At 68.8% G+C, this 17071-nt stretch carries 15 protein-coding genes and 1 pseudogene; 5 read left to right on the top strand and 11 right to left on the bottom strand.

All coding sequences use genetic code 11. The features are described from left to right. Positions 1-48: 48 nt before the first annotated feature. Both L6E10_RS35595 and L6E10_RS35600 read right to left on the bottom strand, forming a co-directional pair. Positions 49-1374 (bottom strand): salicylate synthase, encoded by a 1326-nt coding sequence (locus L6E10_RS35595; protein WP_236224561.1) that lies wholly within the window; start codon positions 1372-1374, stop codon positions 49-51. Positions 1375-1429: 55 nt separating this feature from the next. Continuing rightward, on the bottom strand, positions 1430-2221 hold the full coding sequence (locus tag L6E10_RS35600; protein WP_236224562.1) for a class I SAM-dependent methyltransferase: 792 nt from the start codon (positions 2219-2221) through the stop codon (positions 1430-1432). Positions 2222-2718: 497 nt separating this feature from the next. Between L6E10_RS35600 and L6E10_RS35605 the strand changes: the two genes are divergently transcribed. Further along, positions 2719-4176 carry an NAD(P)/FAD-dependent oxidoreductase gene (locus L6E10_RS35605; protein ID WP_236224563.1) on the top strand — a complete coding sequence of 486 codons (1458 nt, stop codon included), beginning with the start codon at positions 2719-2721 and terminating at the stop codon, positions 4174-4176. A gap of 63 nt (positions 4177-4239) precedes the next feature. On the opposite strand, the gene L6E10_RS35610 is transcribed toward L6E10_RS35605, so the two are convergent. The 6 genes from L6E10_RS35610 to L6E10_RS35635 form a co-directional block, all read right to left on the bottom strand. Beyond that, the gene (locus L6E10_RS35610) at positions 4240-5511 is read right to left on the bottom strand and encodes a cation:proton antiporter (protein ID WP_236224564.1); all 1272 of its coding nucleotides are present in this window, start codon (positions 5509-5511) and stop codon (positions 4240-4242) included. A 436-nt stretch (positions 5512-5947) separates the two neighbouring features. Beyond that, positions 5948-7390, bottom strand: a complete 1443-nt coding sequence (locus L6E10_RS35615) for an FAD-dependent oxidoreductase (protein ID WP_236224565.1) — start codon at positions 7388-7390, stop codon at positions 5948-5950. A gap of 172 nt (positions 7391-7562) precedes the next feature. Then, a complete protein-coding gene (locus L6E10_RS35620) occupies positions 7563-8711 on the bottom strand; it encodes an MFS transporter (RefSeq protein ID WP_236224566.1) in 1149 nt (382 codons plus the stop codon). 70 nt (positions 8712-8781) lie between these two features. Beyond that, positions 8782-9243 (bottom strand): co-chaperone YbbN, encoded by a 462-nt coding sequence (locus tag L6E10_RS35625; RefSeq protein WP_236224567.1) that lies wholly within the window; start codon positions 9241-9243, stop codon positions 8782-8784. 46 nt (positions 9244-9289) lie between these two features. Further along, positions 9290-9637, bottom strand: coding sequence for a rhodanese-like domain-containing protein (locus L6E10_RS35630; protein ID WP_236224568.1), 348 nt, complete (start codon positions 9635-9637; stop codon positions 9290-9292). 90 nt (positions 9638-9727) lie between these two features. Further along, positions 9728-10660, bottom strand: coding sequence for a LysR family transcriptional regulator (locus L6E10_RS35635; RefSeq protein ID WP_275677282.1), 933 nt, complete (start codon positions 10658-10660; stop codon positions 9728-9730). Between the two features lie 168 nt (positions 10661-10828). Here L6E10_RS35635 and L6E10_RS35645 point away from each other — a divergent pair, with 168 nt between their 5' ends. From L6E10_RS35645 to L6E10_RS35655, 3 genes are read left to right on the top strand one after another with little or no spacing between them, the layout of a single operon-like run. Next, the gene (locus tag L6E10_RS35645; protein ID WP_236224569.1) at positions 10829-11527 is read left to right on the top strand and encodes a tRNA-dependent cyclodipeptide synthase; all 699 of its coding nucleotides are present in this window, start codon (positions 10829-10831) and stop codon (positions 11525-11527) included. Between the two features lie 2 nt (positions 11528-11529). After that, the gene (locus L6E10_RS35650) at positions 11530-12828 is read left to right on the top strand and encodes a cytosine permease (RefSeq protein ID WP_236224570.1); all 1299 of its coding nucleotides are present in this window, start codon (positions 11530-11532) and stop codon (positions 12826-12828) included. A 15-nt stretch (positions 12829-12843) separates the two neighbouring features. Further along, positions 12844-13779 (top strand): LysR family transcriptional regulator, encoded by a 936-nt coding sequence (locus L6E10_RS35655; protein ID WP_236224571.1) that lies wholly within the window; start codon positions 12844-12846, stop codon positions 13777-13779. A gap of 51 nt (positions 13780-13830) precedes the next feature. Here L6E10_RS35655 and L6E10_RS35660 read toward each other — a convergent pair whose 3' ends face one another. Further along, a complete protein-coding gene (locus tag L6E10_RS35660) occupies positions 13831-15252 on the bottom strand; it encodes a M1 family metallopeptidase (RefSeq protein ID WP_236224572.1) in 1422 nt (473 codons plus the stop codon). Between the two features lie 346 nt (positions 15253-15598). Next, a pseudogene (locus tag L6E10_RS41325) lies at positions 15599-15790 on the bottom strand (TetR family transcriptional regulator C-terminal domain-containing protein); the annotation flags it as partial. Here L6E10_RS41325 and L6E10_RS35665 point away from each other — a divergent pair. Further along, positions 15735-16061: an alpha/beta hydrolase gene (locus L6E10_RS35665; protein WP_236224573.1), complete on the top strand. Its 327-nt coding sequence runs from the start codon at positions 15735-15737 to the stop codon at positions 16059-16061. The pseudogene L6E10_RS41325 and the gene L6E10_RS35665 sit on opposite strands and share 56 nt — an antisense overlap. Before the next feature lie 91 nt (positions 16062-16152). Here the strand turns inward: L6E10_RS35665 and L6E10_RS35670 are convergent, their stop codons facing one another. Further along, positions 16153-17070, bottom strand: a complete 918-nt coding sequence (locus tag L6E10_RS35670) for a DUF1963 domain-containing protein (protein ID WP_236224574.1) — start codon at positions 17068-17070, stop codon at positions 16153-16155. Position 17071 lies beyond the last annotated feature (1 nt).

Genomic DNA, 17071 nt, shown 5'->3' on the forward strand with positions numbered 1-17071 from the left:
GGTCGATGAGGGAGCTTTCCCGAACCTCGAAGTTCAGGGGAGCTCCCGTCATCGACCTCGTCTCGCGGCCGGGACGAGGAAGCGCGCGACGCTGTCCAGCTTCTCGCAGGTTTCCTCGAACTCGCGGTCCGGTGTGGACTGCGCGACGATGCCCGCGCCGGCACGCAACCAGGTGCGACCTCGTTCGCGGTACACCGACCTGAGGACCAGGGCGGCGTCGAGCGCACCGGAGTGGTCCACGGTCATCACCGCGCCCCCGTAGAGGCCTCGAGCTTCGGATTCGTGGCGCCGGATCGCGCCGTAGGCGGCTTCTTTCGGGATACCTGATGCCGTGACGGCGGGGAAGATCGCCTCGAGGGCGTCCCAGGCGTCGCGGCCGTCGGCGAGCCGCCCGACGACTTTCGAGGCGAGGTGCTGCACGGTGCCGCGTCGCTTCACCGACATCAGCTCCCGCACGTGCACGGAGCCGGGCTTGCAAAAGGACAGGAACTCGTCGTTTCCGACCTTCACCGAAATCGCGTGCTCGTAGATCTCCTTGGGATCGGTGAGCAGATCCCTGCGGTGACACTCGTTCAGGACTTCGTCATCGGAGAGTGCGCGGGTGCCGGCCAGCGGCTGGCTCACCACTTCGCCGTCGGCGCTCACGGACGTGACGACCTCCGGGCTGAAGCCGGCCACCTCGACGCCGTCCAGGCGCACCAGGAAAGACCTCGCGGGCATGTTCGCCCGGCGGCCCAGCGCGTAGGTGGCGGTGAGGTCGATGTCGCCGGGCAGATCGACCACCCTGGAAAGGATGACCTTCTGCAACAGCCCCGCCTTGATCTCGTCGACGGCCTCCATGACGGCCGAGTGGTAGGCGTCAGCGTCCGTGTTCCGCACGTCCACGGGTTCGGGGCGCGGCATGACGGGCGGCCTGGAGTCGGTGAGCACATCGGTCAGGGCGTCGGCTTCCGCCGGGGCGACCGCTCTGATCCGCGCCCACCCGTCAGTGACGCGGACCTCGCACCGCGGCACCACCAGGTGGGCCAGGCGCTGACCACCGAGCAGGTCCTGTGCACCGTTCTTGGCGTAGGACAGTTCGAAGGCCGCCCACCCGTAGGCCCGCCAGCCGTCCACCCGCAGGTCCGAGAGCAAGGACCTGATGATGCTCAGCGGCCTGTCGTTCCAGGCGAGTGCCGTGTCGACGGTCCTGCCCCCGTTCCGGTCGAGGATCACCTGGGCGAGCACCCCGCCGGCGTAGGAGAACTCGCGGTCCTTCTCGTAGATGACGTACTCGTCGTGAAGCCCGGCTTCGGCCAAGCGCACCACCACGTCGAGCGGATCCCCGGTCACTGCGACCTTCGTCTCGGAGTAGTGCCGGGCTGCGGTGATCATGTTGATCTTCCTCGTTCGCTTGGACGGGGGAAACGACCGGAGGCCCCGGTTCGCCTCATCGGCGGACGAGGACCCATGTCTCGTACAGCGTGTCGTTCGAAGCGGGTCGCGTCGTGTAGTTGTCGTAGACGGTCGCTTCGCGGAACCCCGCGGCCGTGGCCATGCGGCGGATCGCCTCGCGCTGGAACGCGCGGAGGTGGTGGACCTCCCGTTCCACCCGGTAGAGCCCGGGGGCGTCCGTCTCGATGAACTGGGTGGAGTGGTACTCGCAGTAGTCGGTGGCGGGATCGCTGTCGAACCGCCAGAAGGCGGCCACGTCGCCCAGGTCGACCGCGAGGTCGTTGTCGCGGAAGGCTTCCTTGAGCATGTGCCACGACATGAGGTCGAACATGAACGTGCGGCCGCTCGGCAGGACGCGGGCCACTTCGGCGAACGTCCGGCCGAGCTGGCTCTCGCCGGCCACGTGGTTGAAGGCGGTGCCGGGGCACACGACCGCGTCGACCTGACGTCGAACGGGGAGGTCCGGCAGGTCGGCGCGGATGAGCTCCACCTCGTCACCCAGCTCTTTCCGGGCCCGCGCGAGCATCGAGGGAGACCTGTCGACCCCGGTGACGGAGAAACCCCGCTCGACCAGCACGCGCAGGTTGCGGCCGAAGCCGCAGCAGAGCTCCAGCACGTCCCGCACCGGAGCCGCGTGGTTCGTCCAGATCATTTCGAAGAAGTCGGCCATGGCGACCGGTGTGCGCTCGCCGGTCTTGTCGATGGCCCACTCGGCCAACCGCAGATGGATGTCGTCATAACCGGCATAAGGGTCGACGTAGTCCGCCGCAGGCGGTTGTGTCTGCATCGTGACTGCACTCTCCCGGGAGGTGTTGCGCGCTGGGATCGGGACATGGCCGACACCGCCCAGAACGTTCGCCGGGGTGATTCACGTCCAGCAGGGCACCACGACGCGCCCGTCCGACCGCGAATTCGCCCGGCAATGACCTGGGCCACGCCACCAGTGGATCACGGGGCGACCTCCGGAGGTGAGGCGTGGTGAGATCTTCACCTGATCGGTAACAATTCTTCGCGGATCGGGCGCGAGCGGTTACCGGTGACGGGATCGATGTCCTGAAGGCTTTCACCTTGCCGGTGCCCGGTTTTCCACGATCAGGGGTACAGCATTGTTGGCCCTGGAGGACGGGGCTATACCTGATGACGGAGTCGCACCAGAACGGTCGGCTCGAATGGAATGCCTCGGACGGGCACCGCGTTGGCGAACCAATCGCCGTCGTGCGGCGAGTCGCCGCTGCCCCGAGTGCGCCCTTGACCGTCTACCCATTAGGGGTAAATCGAATGACCATGTCCGGTGCAGTACGCGTTCTGGTGATCGGTGGTGGCCCGGCGGGGTCGACCGCCGCCACCCTGCTGGCCCGCGAAGGGCTCGATGTGACCCTCATGGAGAAGGCGGTCTTCCCGCGTTACCACATCGGCGAATCACTCCTCCCGGCCCTGCTGCCCGTCCTCGACCTGCTCGGTGCGCGGGAGAAGATCGACGCGTTCGGCTTCCAGTTCAAGGGCGGAGGTCACTTCGAATGGGGGCACGAGTCGTGGGACGTGACCTTCGGTGACCTCCCGGGCTGGGAGGCCGACTATTCGTACCAGGTCACCCGCGCCGATTTCGACCACCTCCTGCTGGAACACGCCAAGAGCCAGGGCGTGAACGTCATGGAAGGGGTGGAGGTCAAGCGGCTGGGTTTCGACGGCGACCGGCCACGATCAGCCGTGTGGGCCTCGACCGACAGGGGCGGCGACGAACGGGAAATCGAATTCGACTACCTGATCGACGCATCCGGCCGGGCGGGTGTCATGACGAATCGCCACCTGCGCACGCGCCGTTTCCACGAAACCTTCAAGAACGTCGCCGTCTGGGGATACTGGTCCGGCGCGAAGAAGCTTCCCACAGGCCCCAGGGGCGCTATCGCGATCTGCTCCGTTCCCCACGGCTGGTTCTGGGGGATCCCGCTCCACGACGACCGGCTCAGCGTCGGCCTGGTGACGCACACGACGGACTTCAAGGCGAAGCGGGACAGCGGGCTCGACCTCGAAGAGATCTACCGCGCGGGCATCGAGGAGTGTCCGCTCGTCGCCGACCTGTTGTCGTCCGCGGAACGGATCTCGCCGCTGAGCGTCGAACAGGACTACTCCTACACCGCCGACCGCTTCTCCGGTCCCGGCTACTTCCTGTCCGGGGACGCCGCCTGCTTCCTGGATCCCCTGCTCTCCACGGGGGTGCACCTCGCGATGTACAGCGCGACGCTCGCCGCGGCCTGCCTGGCCAGCACCGTGCGGGGCGAGGTCACCGAGCAGGCCGCGGCGGACCACTACGACGAGACCTACCGGAACGCGTATCTCCGCTACCTGCTGGTCATCTCGAACCTGTACCAGCAGTACCAGGGCAAGGAGTCCTACTTCTGGGAGGCGCAACGCCTCACCCGGCGGGATTGCAGTGACGCCGACATGAAGCAGGCGTTCACCGACATCGTCTCCGGCATCGAGGACCTGCGGGACGCCAAGGTGACCCTCGAGGTCGCGCTGGAAGCGGTGGCCAGAGCCCATTCGCACATGGTCGAGGTGCGCAGGGAGCCCTCGGCTCCGGCGGCTGCGTCCACGCCGGTCGGCCAGGACGAGCTCACCCAGGCCAGGTTCAAGTTGTTCAACTCGGGGAAGATGGGCTTCCCCTCTCCAGGCCAGGTGCGGCCTCCCGGGCTGTACGTGGTCACGGAACCCCGGCTCGGTCTCGCCCACCAGGGGCACTGACGCCCGGTCGCGCGGTCGTGAGGACGGGTGCCGGTGCGGGGCCACCGCTCCGGCACCGGCCGGTCACCCGCCCTCTTCCCGCCGTCCTGCGCGCTGTCGTCGGGAACGACGTTCGACGTGGTCGACCAGCGTCAGGGACGGGCCGGTCATCGCGGTGGTCGCCAAGGCCATCACGAGCAGCGCCAGGAACATCGGCGGCGTCAGGAGACCGGCGTTCAGGCCGGCTCGCAGCACGATCAGCTCGGTCAGGCCGCGGGTGTTGAGCAGGCACCCGATCCGCAGCGCGGACCAGGGGTGCTGCCCGGCGAGACGTGCGCCCGCATAGCCACCGAGGATCTTGCCGGCGACCCCCAGCACGATCGCGGTCACGACGAGCGACATCGTGGTGCCGGCGAGACCACCGCCGAGCACCGCGATGCCCGTGACCACGAAGAAGGCCGGTACGAGCGCTCGGCCGACCGCCGTCACCCCGGCCACCGCGAACGTCCACCGCCCCGCCGCGGGCACGGCCAGCCCCGCCAGCACCGCGCCCAGGACGGACGTCATGCCGCCGTACCCGACGCCGAGCGCCAGGCCCAGGGCCACGGCGGCGACGAGCACGGCGGAGGCGACGGGGCGCCGCGCACACGACTCGCTGACGCGCCTGGCGCCCAGCAGGCGCCGCACCCCGAGCGCCACGGCCCCGGCGCCGACCAGCACCGCCACCGAGCGCACCAGCCCCACGGAGTCGCCGGTGGCCAACCCGACCGCCAGCGCCAGCCCCAGCCACGCCCCGGCGTCGACCACGATCGCCGAAGCCAGCGCGAGCCTCCCGGTCGCGGTCGCCGTCATCCCGCGTTCGACGAGGATGCGCGCCAGGACCGGCACCGCTGTCACCGTCAGCGAAACGGCGATCATCACCACGAACGCGGAGGCCGGCGCGGTGCCGCGAACGTGAGGGGATTCGACGGACATCACCCAGATCGCGAGCAGCAGGCCGGCGGTCACCGCCGGCAGGAAGCCGCCCGCGGCCACCCAGCCGACCGTGCCAGGAGGTGTCCGGGCCAAGCCCTCCCGCAGTTCGTGCGCCACGCCGACGAGGAACAACGCGAGGCCGACCTCCGCGACCACCGTGAGGCCGGAAAGGACGCGGTCGGGCAGAAGTGCGTGGATCACTCCCGCGCCGAGCACGTGGGCGGCAACCGGTGCGATGAGCAGCCCGACCAGGATTTCGCCCATCACCTCGGGTTGCCGGACCCGACGCGCCACGAAGCCGCCGACCTTCCCCGCGCCGATCGCACCAGCGGTCGCGGCCGCGACGTGGAGCGCGTGCACGAGGTGATCCGGGGTCAGCACGCGGATGTCTCCGGGCAGCCTGCCGCCCGGGGCGGTACCGCGGCTGGGCGGATCTGTTCAGCGTGCTGTGCCGGCAACCGCCGGATCACGTCTTCCTGGCGTGGCACCTCTGGCGACGTCGGATATCGCAACTGTCCGAACACCTTTCCTCGGGTGACTGGAGCGGCCGCCGACATCGGCGCGATCCGGCCGGAGAGTGGTCGGCCCAGTGGGTACGAGCCGTCTGCAGGGCTTGATCGCGCCGACTGAGCTGCGTTGTTTCGAGTTTTCCCGCCAGTGGCGAAGCGCGGTCTCCATCAAGATCATGCCGAACACAGCCGGCGCGCATCCGGCGATGAGCGGGCCGTTCACGTTGCTCAGCTTCGCGCACGGCCCCGCCGGGCTGGCCGGAGGACCGCGCCGGCACGGCCCTCCACGACGTACGGCAGCTGCCGGGCTAGTCCTTCCAGGGCATTTCGTCGCGCATGCCTTCGTGGATGGCGAAGGCGTTCTTCACCGCGGCCTTGAGCGCGCCCTCCACCCAGCGGCGGTGACGGCGGTCGCACGCGTCGTTGGCGAACCACACCCGGCCCACCGGCCGGACCACGTCCTCGTAGAAGCCCTCGCTCATCTCGAACGCGCGGAACAGCGGGCCGATGCCGCACGCGTACCAGTCCAGCGCCCAGTCCTTGTAGACGCCGAACTCGAAGGTGTCCCGCGCCTCCGGGTGGATCTTGACCAGGTCTTCCAGCGCCTGCTGCACGCTCTCCTCGCCGGCGAGCGGCGTGTAGGGCATGCTGTCCTGCTCCCAGCAGTAGGACGCGATCATCACGCCCTTGCGGTAGCGGGTGTCCTGGCCGGCCGGCGGGTAGACGATGTTGCGGATGGCCAGGTCGGTCACCGTGAGCCCGTGCGTGATGCCGTACGAGCTCTCCCACCACCGCTCGCTGAATTGCATGAACAGCTTGTGCGCGCGGCCGTAGTAGGTGTTGCGGATCGCGTACCACTTGTCGGGGTCGAGGCCCTGGATCTCCATGTGCCGCAGGGCCGCGAACGGCACGGTCACCACCACCTCGTCCGCAGTGACGGTGTGCGATCGACGGCCCGAGCGGTAGTGCACGCGCACTCCGTTCTCGTCTTGGTCGATGCCGTGCACCTGCGCGCCGAGCCGGATGTCGTCCATCAGGTACGGCTCGAACGCGCGCGGCAGCGAGTCGGCTCCGTCCACGATGTAGACGAGATCGCCGAAGACGTCCTCGTAGTAGTGGGAGAACCACTCGACGAGCGAGAAGTGGTAGCGGCCCTCCAGGTTGAACAGCGGGCCGAGCATGGACAGCGCGCCGTCACCGAGTCCGCGCTCCTTGAGGTAACCCAGCAGCGTGTACTTGTCGTAGTCGACGAGGATCTTCTGCCAGGCCCTGTCCGGGCCCTCGCTCTCCATCACGTCGATCAGCGGCTGCACGGTGTGCCGGAGCAGTTCGTGCGGCGTCTTGCCAGCCTCTGCCGCCGACAGGTCGAAGCTGAACGAGCCGGCGTCGAAGTCGCGCCGCCGCACACCTTTGCCCTGCAGGTAGATGAACGTGTCCTCGTCGTACATCGGGAAGGGCTTGGTCGCGAGGCCGAACCTGTCCTTGATGAGCCACTGCACCAGCGGGTGCTGCTCCGGGAAGCGCATCGCGCCGAACTCGCCGTACATGTCGCCCGCGAACCCGCGGTGGGTGAGGACGCGCCCACCCAACCGGTTCTGCCCCTCCAGGACGGTGACCTCGTGCCCGGCTTCCTTGAGCAACAAGGCGGCCGTCAAGCCCGCCATTCCGGCACCGACCACCACGACCCGGCGCTTCGGCGCCGAACTCTCCGGCAACCCGTCCTTCAACAGGTCGAGCACGTCCACAGCCATGACCGAACCCCTCACTCACCGTCGTCACCTTGAGTTGGTAGGAGAGGCGGCCGTCCTCGTTTCGACCGTACTGCCGGATCAAACGTCGGACTACGACACGATGGAGTGGTTCGCGAGTCCCGAGTGGGGGAGGAGTCGCTCACCGCCACCGGAGATGGCCGTGGATCCTCCATCAGGATCCTGTGGACACGTTGCGCCCCACGGCGGCGGGAAGCCGGAGCGCGGCCCAGAACGGCACGACCATCAGTGCCGCGGCCGTCCAGGCCAACGCGGGTGCCGCGGTGTCCAGCACCACTCCTCCCACCGCGGCACCCCCTGCCACCGCGCCGTTCCAGGCCGCGATGGTCAGCGACTGAGCTCGATCCGCGTCTCGTCCCGCGATCAGAGCTGTGACCGACTGGAACGCCGTGGGAGCACCACCGAACGCCAGACCCCACACCGCGCAGGCCATCAGTGTCGTGGCTGCGTCGTCGGACACCGCCAGCAGCACCATGCCGGCAGCGGTCAGCAACGGGCACCAGCCCAGCACTCCACGAGGACTGCGGTCCACTGTGGATCCCACTGCGAGAATTCCACCCACGGCGGCGATGCCGAAGACGAGGAGCGCCGTGGTCAGCAACCTTTCCTGTGCCAATCGAGCGAGGACCGGGCCTATGTACGTGTAGAGCATGTTGTGTGCCAACGAGTACACGAACACCACGACCAGGATCTGACGCAACTTCGGCAAGGCATGTCGCGTCGGCTGCGCCGGCTCGGTCGTGACCGCCGGCACCACGAGCAGGATCCAGCACAGCAACGGCACGGCGATCGCCGCCATGGCCGCGAACGACCAGCGCCAGCCGACCAGTTCACCGAGAGCCGTGCCGGCGGGCACCCCCGCCGCGAAGCCGACGGGGGTGCCTGTCATCGCGATCGCCAGCGCGCGGCCGGCCTGCCCCGGCGGTGCGATCCGCATCGCGTACACCGCCACCAGGGACCACATCACGCCGGTGATGGCGCCGGAGACCACCCGTGCGCCCAGCACCACACCGTAACCAGGGGACACCGCGATCGCGAGGTTCGTCACGACGAACCCGAGCACCAGCGCCAGGAGCACGCGCTTGCGAGGCAGGCGGGACGTCAGCGCGGTCAACGGGATCGCGGTGACCGCGGTGGTGACCGCGTAGACGGTCACGAGTTGTCCGGCGGCGGCCGGGGACACCCGCAGTTCCTCCGACATGCCCAGGAGCAACCCCGCTGGCAGCACCTCGCAAAGGCAGCCGAGCAGCACCGTCAGGGTCAGTGCGAGCAGCGCCCGCCACGGCAGCCTGTTCTGGGACAAGGGATTCCTCTCACGTGAGAACCGCCCCGGCACGGGAGCAGGACACCCGTGCCGGGGCGGCGGACCGGGTTCAGCCCTTGGCCAGCTGGGCGTCGATCCACGTCCGCAGCGCGGATTCGCCCTTGAACCCGATCATGCGGGAGCCCGGGAGCTCCGCGGTGTTGCGCACCGGCACCAGCGTGGGCAGGTACTGGATGCGGTAGCGGGACGAGAGGTCACGGCTGACGTCGACGTCGACCATGCCGACCAGGATCCGGCCGTTGTACTCCGCGGCCAGCTTCTCGATCACCGGCTTGAGCTGGCGGCAGGGCGGGCACCAGGAGGCGCCGAAGTCGAGGACGACCAGCTTGGTCTTGGACACCTCCATCACCTGCTGGTAGTTCGCGGACGTCACCGCGACGACGTTCTCCGCGCTGACGCGGATGTTCGAGCCGGCCGTCGGAGCGGCCTGGGCTGCCGCGGGCAGCAGCGTCGAGGCCAGGAGCGCCACGACGGCGACGCCGGCGCGCAGCCAGTTCTTGAGCAGGGACATCGAAACTCCTCGGTACGCAGGGGAAAATACGGACACCCGTCGGCGCTCAGCCGGAGGTCGTGGCGAGGCCGGCACCGACCCAGTCCTCGATGCCCTCGCGGTACTTGCGCACGTTCGAGTAACCCAGCCGGAGCAGCCGGGCCCCTACGAGTTCGCTGTTGCGACAGGGCACGTTGGCGCAGTAGACGACGATCTCGGCGGCCTTGTCCGGCAGGACGTCGGGTGCGTGCCGGTCGGTGAACTCGGCCGCCTGTTCGTAGGGGAATCCGGGGATGTTCACCGCGCCGGGCAGGTGTTCTTTCTCGTAGTAGCCCGCGGGCATGGTGTCGACCACTACCAGGGTGCCCGCGTCGATTCCTTTTCGGAGTTCCTCTCGGGAGATCAACGGCAACATCGAAGTGACCCCTTTCCGGCACGGTTCGCGCAGTGTTCGCGCTGATTCCGAGTGTGGCCGGGCCAGGGATTCACGCCCACTGCCAGCGCGCTATGCCGCGCCGTTATCCAGCCATCCGCGATAGCGGTCGTTCTGCGCGACGAGCCGTTCGTAGACGGTCACGGCGGCGCGGTGCACGGTGGTGAACCGGTCGCCGAGCGGGTGGTCCGCGCGCCAGAGCAGCAGGTGCTGCACCTTCATCGGGTCGCCGGCGAGCGGCCGGATCACCATGCCGGGAGGTTCCGGCGTGGTCGGCTGCACGAGGCACACCCCGTGCTCGCCGGACACGAGGCGGTGCCGCAGCGCGTCGACGTCGTGCGCGATGCGTGGGGTGAACCCGTGTGCCAGGCACATCTCGCGGAACACGACCCGGCAGCCGTCGCCACAGCTGGACACGATCCACCGCTCCTGTGCCAGGGCGCCCAGCTCGACGACGGCTGAGGCGGCCAGCGGATGCCGCTGCGGCAGCGCCACGAACGACGGCTCGACGACCACCCGCTCGGCACGCACCCCGTCCGGCACGACCAGCGACCGCGGACCGCAGATCATCGCCACGGCGAGGTCGACGCACCCGCCGGCGACCTGCGTGACCAGCCTGCTGTGCGACAGGTCCGCGCGGCTGGTGAGCTCGTGGTCCGGCAGCAGCCGCTCGAGGCATCCGAACAGGCCGGGCACGAGGTTGCTGTCGTTCCAGCCGATCCGCAGGCCACCGGAGGACGGCTGCTGCAGGCGGAAGTCCCGGTCCAGCTCGTCGAAGGCCGGGATGATCGCCTCGGCGCGGGCGAGCACCAGCTCCCCGATCCGGGTCGGGCGCACGCCGCGCGGACCGCGGTCGAAGAGCCGTTCGCCCACCAGCTGCTCGATGCGGCGCAGCTGGTGGCTGAGGGCGGGCTGGGCCAGTCGCAGCTCGCCGGCGGCCCGGTTGAGGCTGCCCGCTCGTGCGATGGCCACGAGCACCCGCAGATGGCGGACCTGGAGCTCCATGTCACTCATCAGACACGGCCGAACGCGTTCTGTCAGCGGTTCGGCGCCGAACGGAGCAGGATGTTCGGGCGTAGGACGCATAAGCCGACGGCATGACCTTCCGGCAGTACCCGCCGGTTCTGCTTCTGCCGATAGTGGTCGAATCCGGATTTCCCTGCCCCTGTGAATATGACTTCGGAGTCGACAGTGTTGTTGACAACTCCGCTGACCGAGCATTGTGTCACCCCTTTGCGGAGCGGTAGGCACGTGTGCATCGGTGTGAGCCCGTTCAACAGTTATTTTTCGGTGGAACGCATCACCGCGCTCGCCCGCTGGGCGATGCGGGAATTCGAGCGGTTCCATTTCTTCGTGCCCGACCACGCGGCCGTGTACACCCTGGAGGCGCTCGGCTACGAACCCGGCCGTGCGCAGCGCAAGGCCGGACGGCAGGGCCAGTACGTGGTGAACAAGATCTGCCGCGCCCTGCGCGACGTCGGCGTGCCGGAACCGGAGGAGCACCTGCTCGACGGCGCTGCTCTGGCCCGCAACGACACGTACCGCGAACTGCTCCGCGACGCGGGTGCGCGGTTCATGACCGACGGCGCCTTCGCCGCGGAGTGCCTGGAGGCCACCCGCTGGGTGCTCGACCGACGTCTGCCGGACGGCCAGTCACCCACCGAGGACCAGCTGAGGTCCGCCGTCCGGTACTTCCTCGCGGAGCTGCCGATGTTCATCGACACCCCGGCGATCGCGGGCGTCGACAGCTCGGTGTTCGCCTACCACCAGAGGGTGGCGTTCCTGGAACGCCTGTACGCCAGGGAACTGGCCTGGCAGCCGAACCCCGCACAGGGTTTCGTCGTGCTGACGCCTCACGAAGAGGCGGTCTGACGGTGGCCCACGACGACTACTCGCTGAGCAGGCTCCCCGCCGAGGCCCGGAGGTCGTGGGTCTCCGTCGCCGTGCAACGGTTCGGGCAGGTCTCGGCGTTCCACCAGTTCCTCCTCGGTGCCACGCTCGGACTCGGGATGACGTTCTGGCACGCGGTCCTCGCGATCACGCTCGGGTCGGTGATGCTCGAGATCGTCACGATCCTGATGGGGATCGCGGGCGTGCGGGAGAACGTCTCGACGTCCGTGCTGGCCCGCTGGGCGGGATTCGGGGCACGCGGGTCCGCGTTGGTGGGCCTGCTCGTGACGCTCAGCCTCGCCGGCTGGTTCGGCGTGCAGAACGAAGTGTTCGCGCAGGGCCTGCACCGGCTGATGGGCGGGCCGCCGGTCTGGGCGTGGGCGGTCCTCGGCGGCATCGCGGTGACCGTGATCGTCGTGGCGGGTTTCCACACCATGGCGTGGACGGCCTACCTCACCGTGCCCGCGTTCCTGCTGCTGACCGGCTGGACGATCGTCTCCGAGCTGCAGCGGCACGAGCTTGCGGACCTGGTCGGCACGGCCCCGCCCGGCCCGGCGCTGAGCCTCGCCCAGGGCACCACCCTGGTCGCGGGCGCGTTCATCATGGGCGCCGTCATGACCCCCGACATGACGAGGTTCAACCGGCGCCCCTCCGACGTGGTGAAGCAGACGCTGATCAGCGTCACCCTCGGCGAGTACCTGATCGGCCTGACCGGGGTGCTGCTCGCGCACGCCGCCCACAGCGCCGACGTGGTCGGCGTGATCATGTCAAGCTCGGGCGCGATCGGCACGCTGATCATGGTCACGGCGATCCTGAAGATCAACGACTGGAACCTCTACTCGGCGTCCCTCGGCCTGGTGACCACGGTCGACGTGCTGCTGGGCAGGAGGATCAGCAGATCGACCGCGACGCTGTGGCTGGGCACCCTGGGCACCCTGCTGTCGGCTCTGGGGATCCTCGGCCACTTCACCGTGTTCCTCACCTGGGTCGGGGTGATCACACCACCGGTCGCGGGCATCATGATCGCCGAGTACTTCGTGGTGCGCACCTGGCGCGCGGAGCTGGAGACCTCGCGCGCGCGAGGGGAGCTGCCGACCGCCTCGCCGGACTGGGTCCCGGCCTCGCTGGTGTGCTGGGCGGCCGGAGCCGCAGTCGGCTTCCTGGTGCCGTTCGGCATCCCGACGATCAACTCCGTCGTGGTCGCGTTCGCGTTGTACGCTGCGATCGGCAGGACGGTCGGCATCATGCGCCCGCCGCGATCCCCGGTCGACACTCATCGCTGATGGGGAAGTGATGGCATGGAGCTCGACGTCCACCACCTCAAGCTCGTGCGGGCGATCGGCGAGACCGGCAGCCTGTCCGAAGCGGCGGTGCGGCTCGGGATCAGCCAGCCCGCCGTCAGCGGCAACCTCAAGCGCCTCGAGAACGCGTTGGGGCAGCGGCTGTTCGACCGCGGCTCCAGCACAGCGCCGGTCATGCCGACACCCACCGGTGAACTGCTGCTCGACCGGATCAGCGCGGTGCTGCCCATGATGGAGGGGCTGGCGCGGGACATCGAGGTCCGCACCAGCCCCTCCGAGATCGTGCGCGTGGGCGGTGTCTGCTCGCCGGTCCTGTGCCACCTACCTGCGATCGTCGGCAGCCACCGGCCGCACGGGCCGGCCGCGTCGTTGTTCGACAGCGAGTGCCGGGACCTGGTCGTGGACATGGTGGCGCAGCGGCGGCTGGAAGTGGGCGTGGTCAAGGACTACCCCGAATTCGAGGCGGTCGTGCCCGCGTCGGTGGACTTCGCGGTGGTGGCGCACGACAGGACGTTGGTGCTGCTGCGCGAGGACCACCCGCTGGCCCGGCACAAGGTGATCGCCCTGGAACAGCTGGCCGACGAGCAGTGGGTGCTGCCCCCACCCGACTCGTCGCGCTTCCACGAGTACTTCCACAGGTCCTGTCGCCGCAAGGGTTTCGCTCCCCGAGTGCAGTACGTCTCGGAGTCGTTCGGGATGACCGTGGCGGCGGTGCGCAACGGCGCCGTCGGGTTGTCGCAGGCGGCGTGCGAAGGGCACCAGCAGGTCGTCGCCCGGCTCCTCGCGGAGGACGCGCTGTCGCGCAGGTTCCTGCTCGTGTGGCACCGGGAGAGCGAGATCGCGCCGGTGGCTCGCGACGTCCTCGCGGACGCCGCGCTGGCCTACCGGCTCGAGTGCGAGGCCTCGCCGGTCTACTCCCGTTACCTGGCTTGACGAAGCGGTGTGTCCCTCCAGGACAGGAGGAACACACCGCCGCCGGAACCGTCAGCGGAGCTCTGCCGGTGGCAGGGTCGTTCCGTGAACCCAGGCCTCGTGGAACGCTGTGAGGTCCTTGTCCGCCACCGCCGCCGTGTAGAGCTCCCAGTCGTGCCAGCCCTGGTTCAACAGCGTCGCGATCTCCGGGTAGTCCCGCAGCACCATGAAGAACTTGTCGTCGCCGATGTGCTTGCGCAGCGCGTGCACCATCAGCACACCCTTGTCGGTGACGGAGAACTCCCGTCCTGCGCCGGGATCGGCCAGCTCCCGCCCCCAGAACCGCGGGTCGGCACCCACCCTGCGCAGCACGTCCTGATAGCGCTGTTCCACGGCGAGACCGCCGTTCGCCTCGTTCCACAACCACACCACGTACCGGGCGAACGACTCGACCATCGGCTGGTCCTTCCACATCTTGATGGCGAGCTGGTTGCCCCACCACTGCGATGCCAAGGACTGCACCAGGGCCGACTCGTCCGCGGCGACGCCGTGCACGGGCCTGCCCTGGGAGGGGTGCGAGTGGGTCAGCCACTCGGACAGGTACACCCCACCGGTGGACGGCAGGGGATAGGGCCCCAGTTTGCCGGTGAGGAACTCCATCACCGCAGGCAGTTTCCTTGCGAGTGCCGGGTCGGCGCCGGACGCGAAGGCGTCGAACACGGAGGTGCCGCCCGGGAGCGTGGACTCGCGGACGGTGAACCGGTCGACGGCGATCATCGTGGCGGACGGCGTGACGGGCACCTCCTCCGCCCAGCTGTGGGTTCCGCCGCGGACGGCCTTGCGCACCCCGGTCGACACCACACCCCACCCGGTGGGAACCGTGGCGTTGAGGTGGAAGGTCGCCTTGTCCGCCGAGGTGTCGTTGACCGGGAACCACGTGCTCGCCGAGTGGGGTGCCCCGGCCGCGACCGCGCCGCCCGACCGCGTTGTGCGCCACCCGGTGAGGCCCCGGCCGGGGGTGTACTCCGGCTGCGGACGGCCGCAGTAGACGACCTCCACGGTGAACGACGTGTCCGCCGCCAGCTCGGTGGCGGGCGTGATCACCAGCTCGTGGGCCTTCGCCCGGACGAACGACGCAGGCACACCGTTGACCTTCACCGCGGTCACGGTGAGACCGCGCAAGTCCAGGTTGAACCGGCTGAGGCGTTGCGTGGTGGTGGCCGTGACGAAGGCCTTGGCGTTGAGGAAACGAGAGGCCGGGTCGTAGGACAGGTCGACTGTGTAGTCGCCGACGTCGTAGCCACCGTTGCCGTCGGTGGGGTAGTAGGGGTCGACGCCGAGCACGACACCGTTGGGCGCGACGTGCACGTAGCCGTCGGAGCCGATCGTGTCGTCGGCGTGGGCGACAGCGGGGCTCAGGAGTGAACAGCACAACGACAGACCGCAGAGCGACAGGGTGGTCGACGAGAACGTTCGTCGAATCCGCACAGCCATGGGCAAACCTCTCGGGGCAGTGGCAGGGGTGCGCCCAGTCTGTGAGCCCTGAGGTCTGTGGTACCAATGCCGTTTCTTCATGTCCGAGCGTTATCGGCGTCAACGGGATTGTGAGAAGTTCGGCTCTGACTCGTGGTCGATGACGGGGAGTGTGTGCACGGACGGTCCGGATTCCACTTTCTCCGCTGGAGCTGACCGGCCGGTGTTCAGTGCTCGGTGGACCGCGGAGCTCGAGCCGCCGCGACGTGGTGTGCGATGTGGTCGATGACGACGTTGACCGCTCAGCGGTACGGGTCGCGTCCTGGTTCACCTGGGATAGGAGCATGCCGCCTTGGATGGCGGCCAGCAGCGCGACCGCGAGCGCCGGAACGTCCTCGTCGGCTCCGAGGTCGCCGCGCTCGCGCATGCGGGCGAGACCGGATTCGATCGCTGCTTGCCACGCGGCGAAACCGGAAGCCAGACCGAGGCGGACCAAGGGGTCGATGTCCGACAGTTCGCTCGCGAGCGAGCCGATCTCACAGCCTCCAGCGCAGTGCACCGCATCCAGGCGGACGGCGGCGCGTTCGCACCACTCGCACGCGGAGGACCTCGCCGAACTCCCGCCTGCGTTCATCGTCACCGCTGAGCTCGACCTGCTGCGCGACCAGGGAATCCGGTACGCCGATGCCCTTCGCGGGGCTGGTGTGCCGGTGACGCACCGAGCGGTTGAGGGCGTGCCCCACGCGTTCCTGCCCTTCACCCGCGACGTCCGGATCTCGCGCGACGTGCTGGACGAGATCGGCGACGCCATCGGCGCGGCCTTCGCGTGACGGGCGGGTCAGCCGGAGCCGAGGCCAATCGGATGCACGCGGGTCCGGAGCCTCGCGGCACCGGCCCGGCGACTCGCGTGTGCCGGAGGACCTATTCGGAGAACATGGTGAACGAGCGCATCCGGTCGAAGCGCTGGGCCGCGAGGTCCTCGAAGCTGATCAGGAAGCAGCCGTAGTGGACATCGCTTTGGGTGTAGAACTGGGCGAGTGGCGCCCACTGCTGGATCAGCCGGTGCTCCTCCGCCTCGATCGGGGAGAGGGTCTTCGTGTCCGCGTGGTCGAGGCCGGCCTGAGGTCGGTTCTTGAGGTTCGCGGTCGCCATCTCGTGCCACGGGCTGTCGCTGCCGCCGATCTCCATGCAGTGCCCACCGATGCGGATCGTGGACATCCGGTTGCCGGGCCCCGGCCAGAGACCGTCCACGACGTCACACAGCTGGTCGAAGTGCTTCAGGCCGTCGAACACCTGCTTCACGTAGTCCGGCCGGAACTCCATTTCGAGCTCATCGGTTTCTCCCATCCAATCCGGGAGATCCGCCTCGACCCACGCGGAAAGCTCGCGCTCGGGGATGAGAAGCGGCGTGCCGTCACTGTTCGTCCCCTCCAGTTCGGGAGGCAACGGCGCCACTGCCGTCTCCGTGCCTGCCGGGACGTGCAGAACCCGCGCGTGCTCCGGCTGCTCGTCAGAGCTGAAGGGATCCAGCACGTCTTCCTCGTGCTGCAGGAACAGCAGCAGTGAGCCGTCCGCCGGCAGGGGAAGACCTTCGGCCCGCGGAAGGGCCGCACAGTCGATGGAAGCGATGAACGGCAACGCGTACCCGTCCCCGTCGGTCGGCCATTTCGTGCCCACCGGTAACCGGGGCAGCCCTCCCTCCCGGCCGACAATCCTCTCGCCGGCGCGTGCGCCGCTCAGCCAGACGGCGAATCGGAGCTGATCCGCGAACGTGTCGATCTCGTCGTCCGGTATGCCCTGACTGGTCGCTGCCTGGCGGAATTGCTCGTAACGGTTCACG

Source organism: Lentzea sp. CC55, assembly GCF_021056325.1.
GTDB classification, from domain to species: domain Bacteria; phylum Actinomycetota; class Actinomycetes; order Mycobacteriales; family Pseudonocardiaceae; genus Lentzea; species Lentzea jiangxiensis.

Bases quoted from the DNA above. Each gene is read 5' to 3' on its own strand.
- L6E10_RS35595 (WP_236224561.1), bottom strand. From the start codon at position 1,374: ATGATCACCGCAGCCCGGCACTACTCCGAGACGAAGGTCGCAGTGACC.
- L6E10_RS35600 (WP_236224562.1), bottom strand. From the start codon at position 2,221: ATGCAGACACAACCGCCTGCGGCGGACTACGTCGACCCTTATGCCGGT.
- L6E10_RS35605 (WP_236224563.1), top strand. From the start codon at position 2,719: ATGTCCGGTGCAGTACGCGTTCTGGTGATCGGTGGTGGCCCGGCGGGG.
- L6E10_RS35615 (WP_236224565.1), bottom strand. From the start codon at position 7,390: ATGGCTGTGGACGTGCTCGACCTGTTGAAGGACGGGTTGCCGGAGAGT.
- L6E10_RS35625 (WP_236224567.1), bottom strand. From the start codon at position 9,243: ATGTCCCTGCTCAAGAACTGGCTGCGCGCCGGCGTCGCCGTCGTGGCG.
- L6E10_RS35630 (WP_236224568.1), bottom strand. From the start codon at position 9,637: ATGTTGCCGTTGATCTCCCGAGAGGAACTCCGAAAAGGAATCGACGCG.
- L6E10_RS35635 (WP_275677282.1), bottom strand. From the start codon at position 10,660: ATGGAGCTCCAGGTCCGCCATCTGCGGGTGCTCGTGGCCATCGCACGA.
- L6E10_RS35645 (WP_236224569.1), top strand. From the start codon at position 10,829: ATGACTTCGGAGTCGACAGTGTTGTTGACAACTCCGCTGACCGAGCAT.
- L6E10_RS35655 (WP_236224571.1), top strand. From the start codon at position 12,844: ATGGAGCTCGACGTCCACCACCTCAAGCTCGTGCGGGCGATCGGCGAG.
- L6E10_RS35660 (WP_236224572.1), bottom strand. From the start codon at position 15,252: ATGGCTGTGCGGATTCGACGAACGTTCTCGTCGACCACCCTGTCGCTC.
- L6E10_RS35665 (WP_236224573.1), top strand. From the start codon at position 15,735: ATGTCCGACAGTTCGCTCGCGAGCGAGCCGATCTCACAGCCTCCAGCG.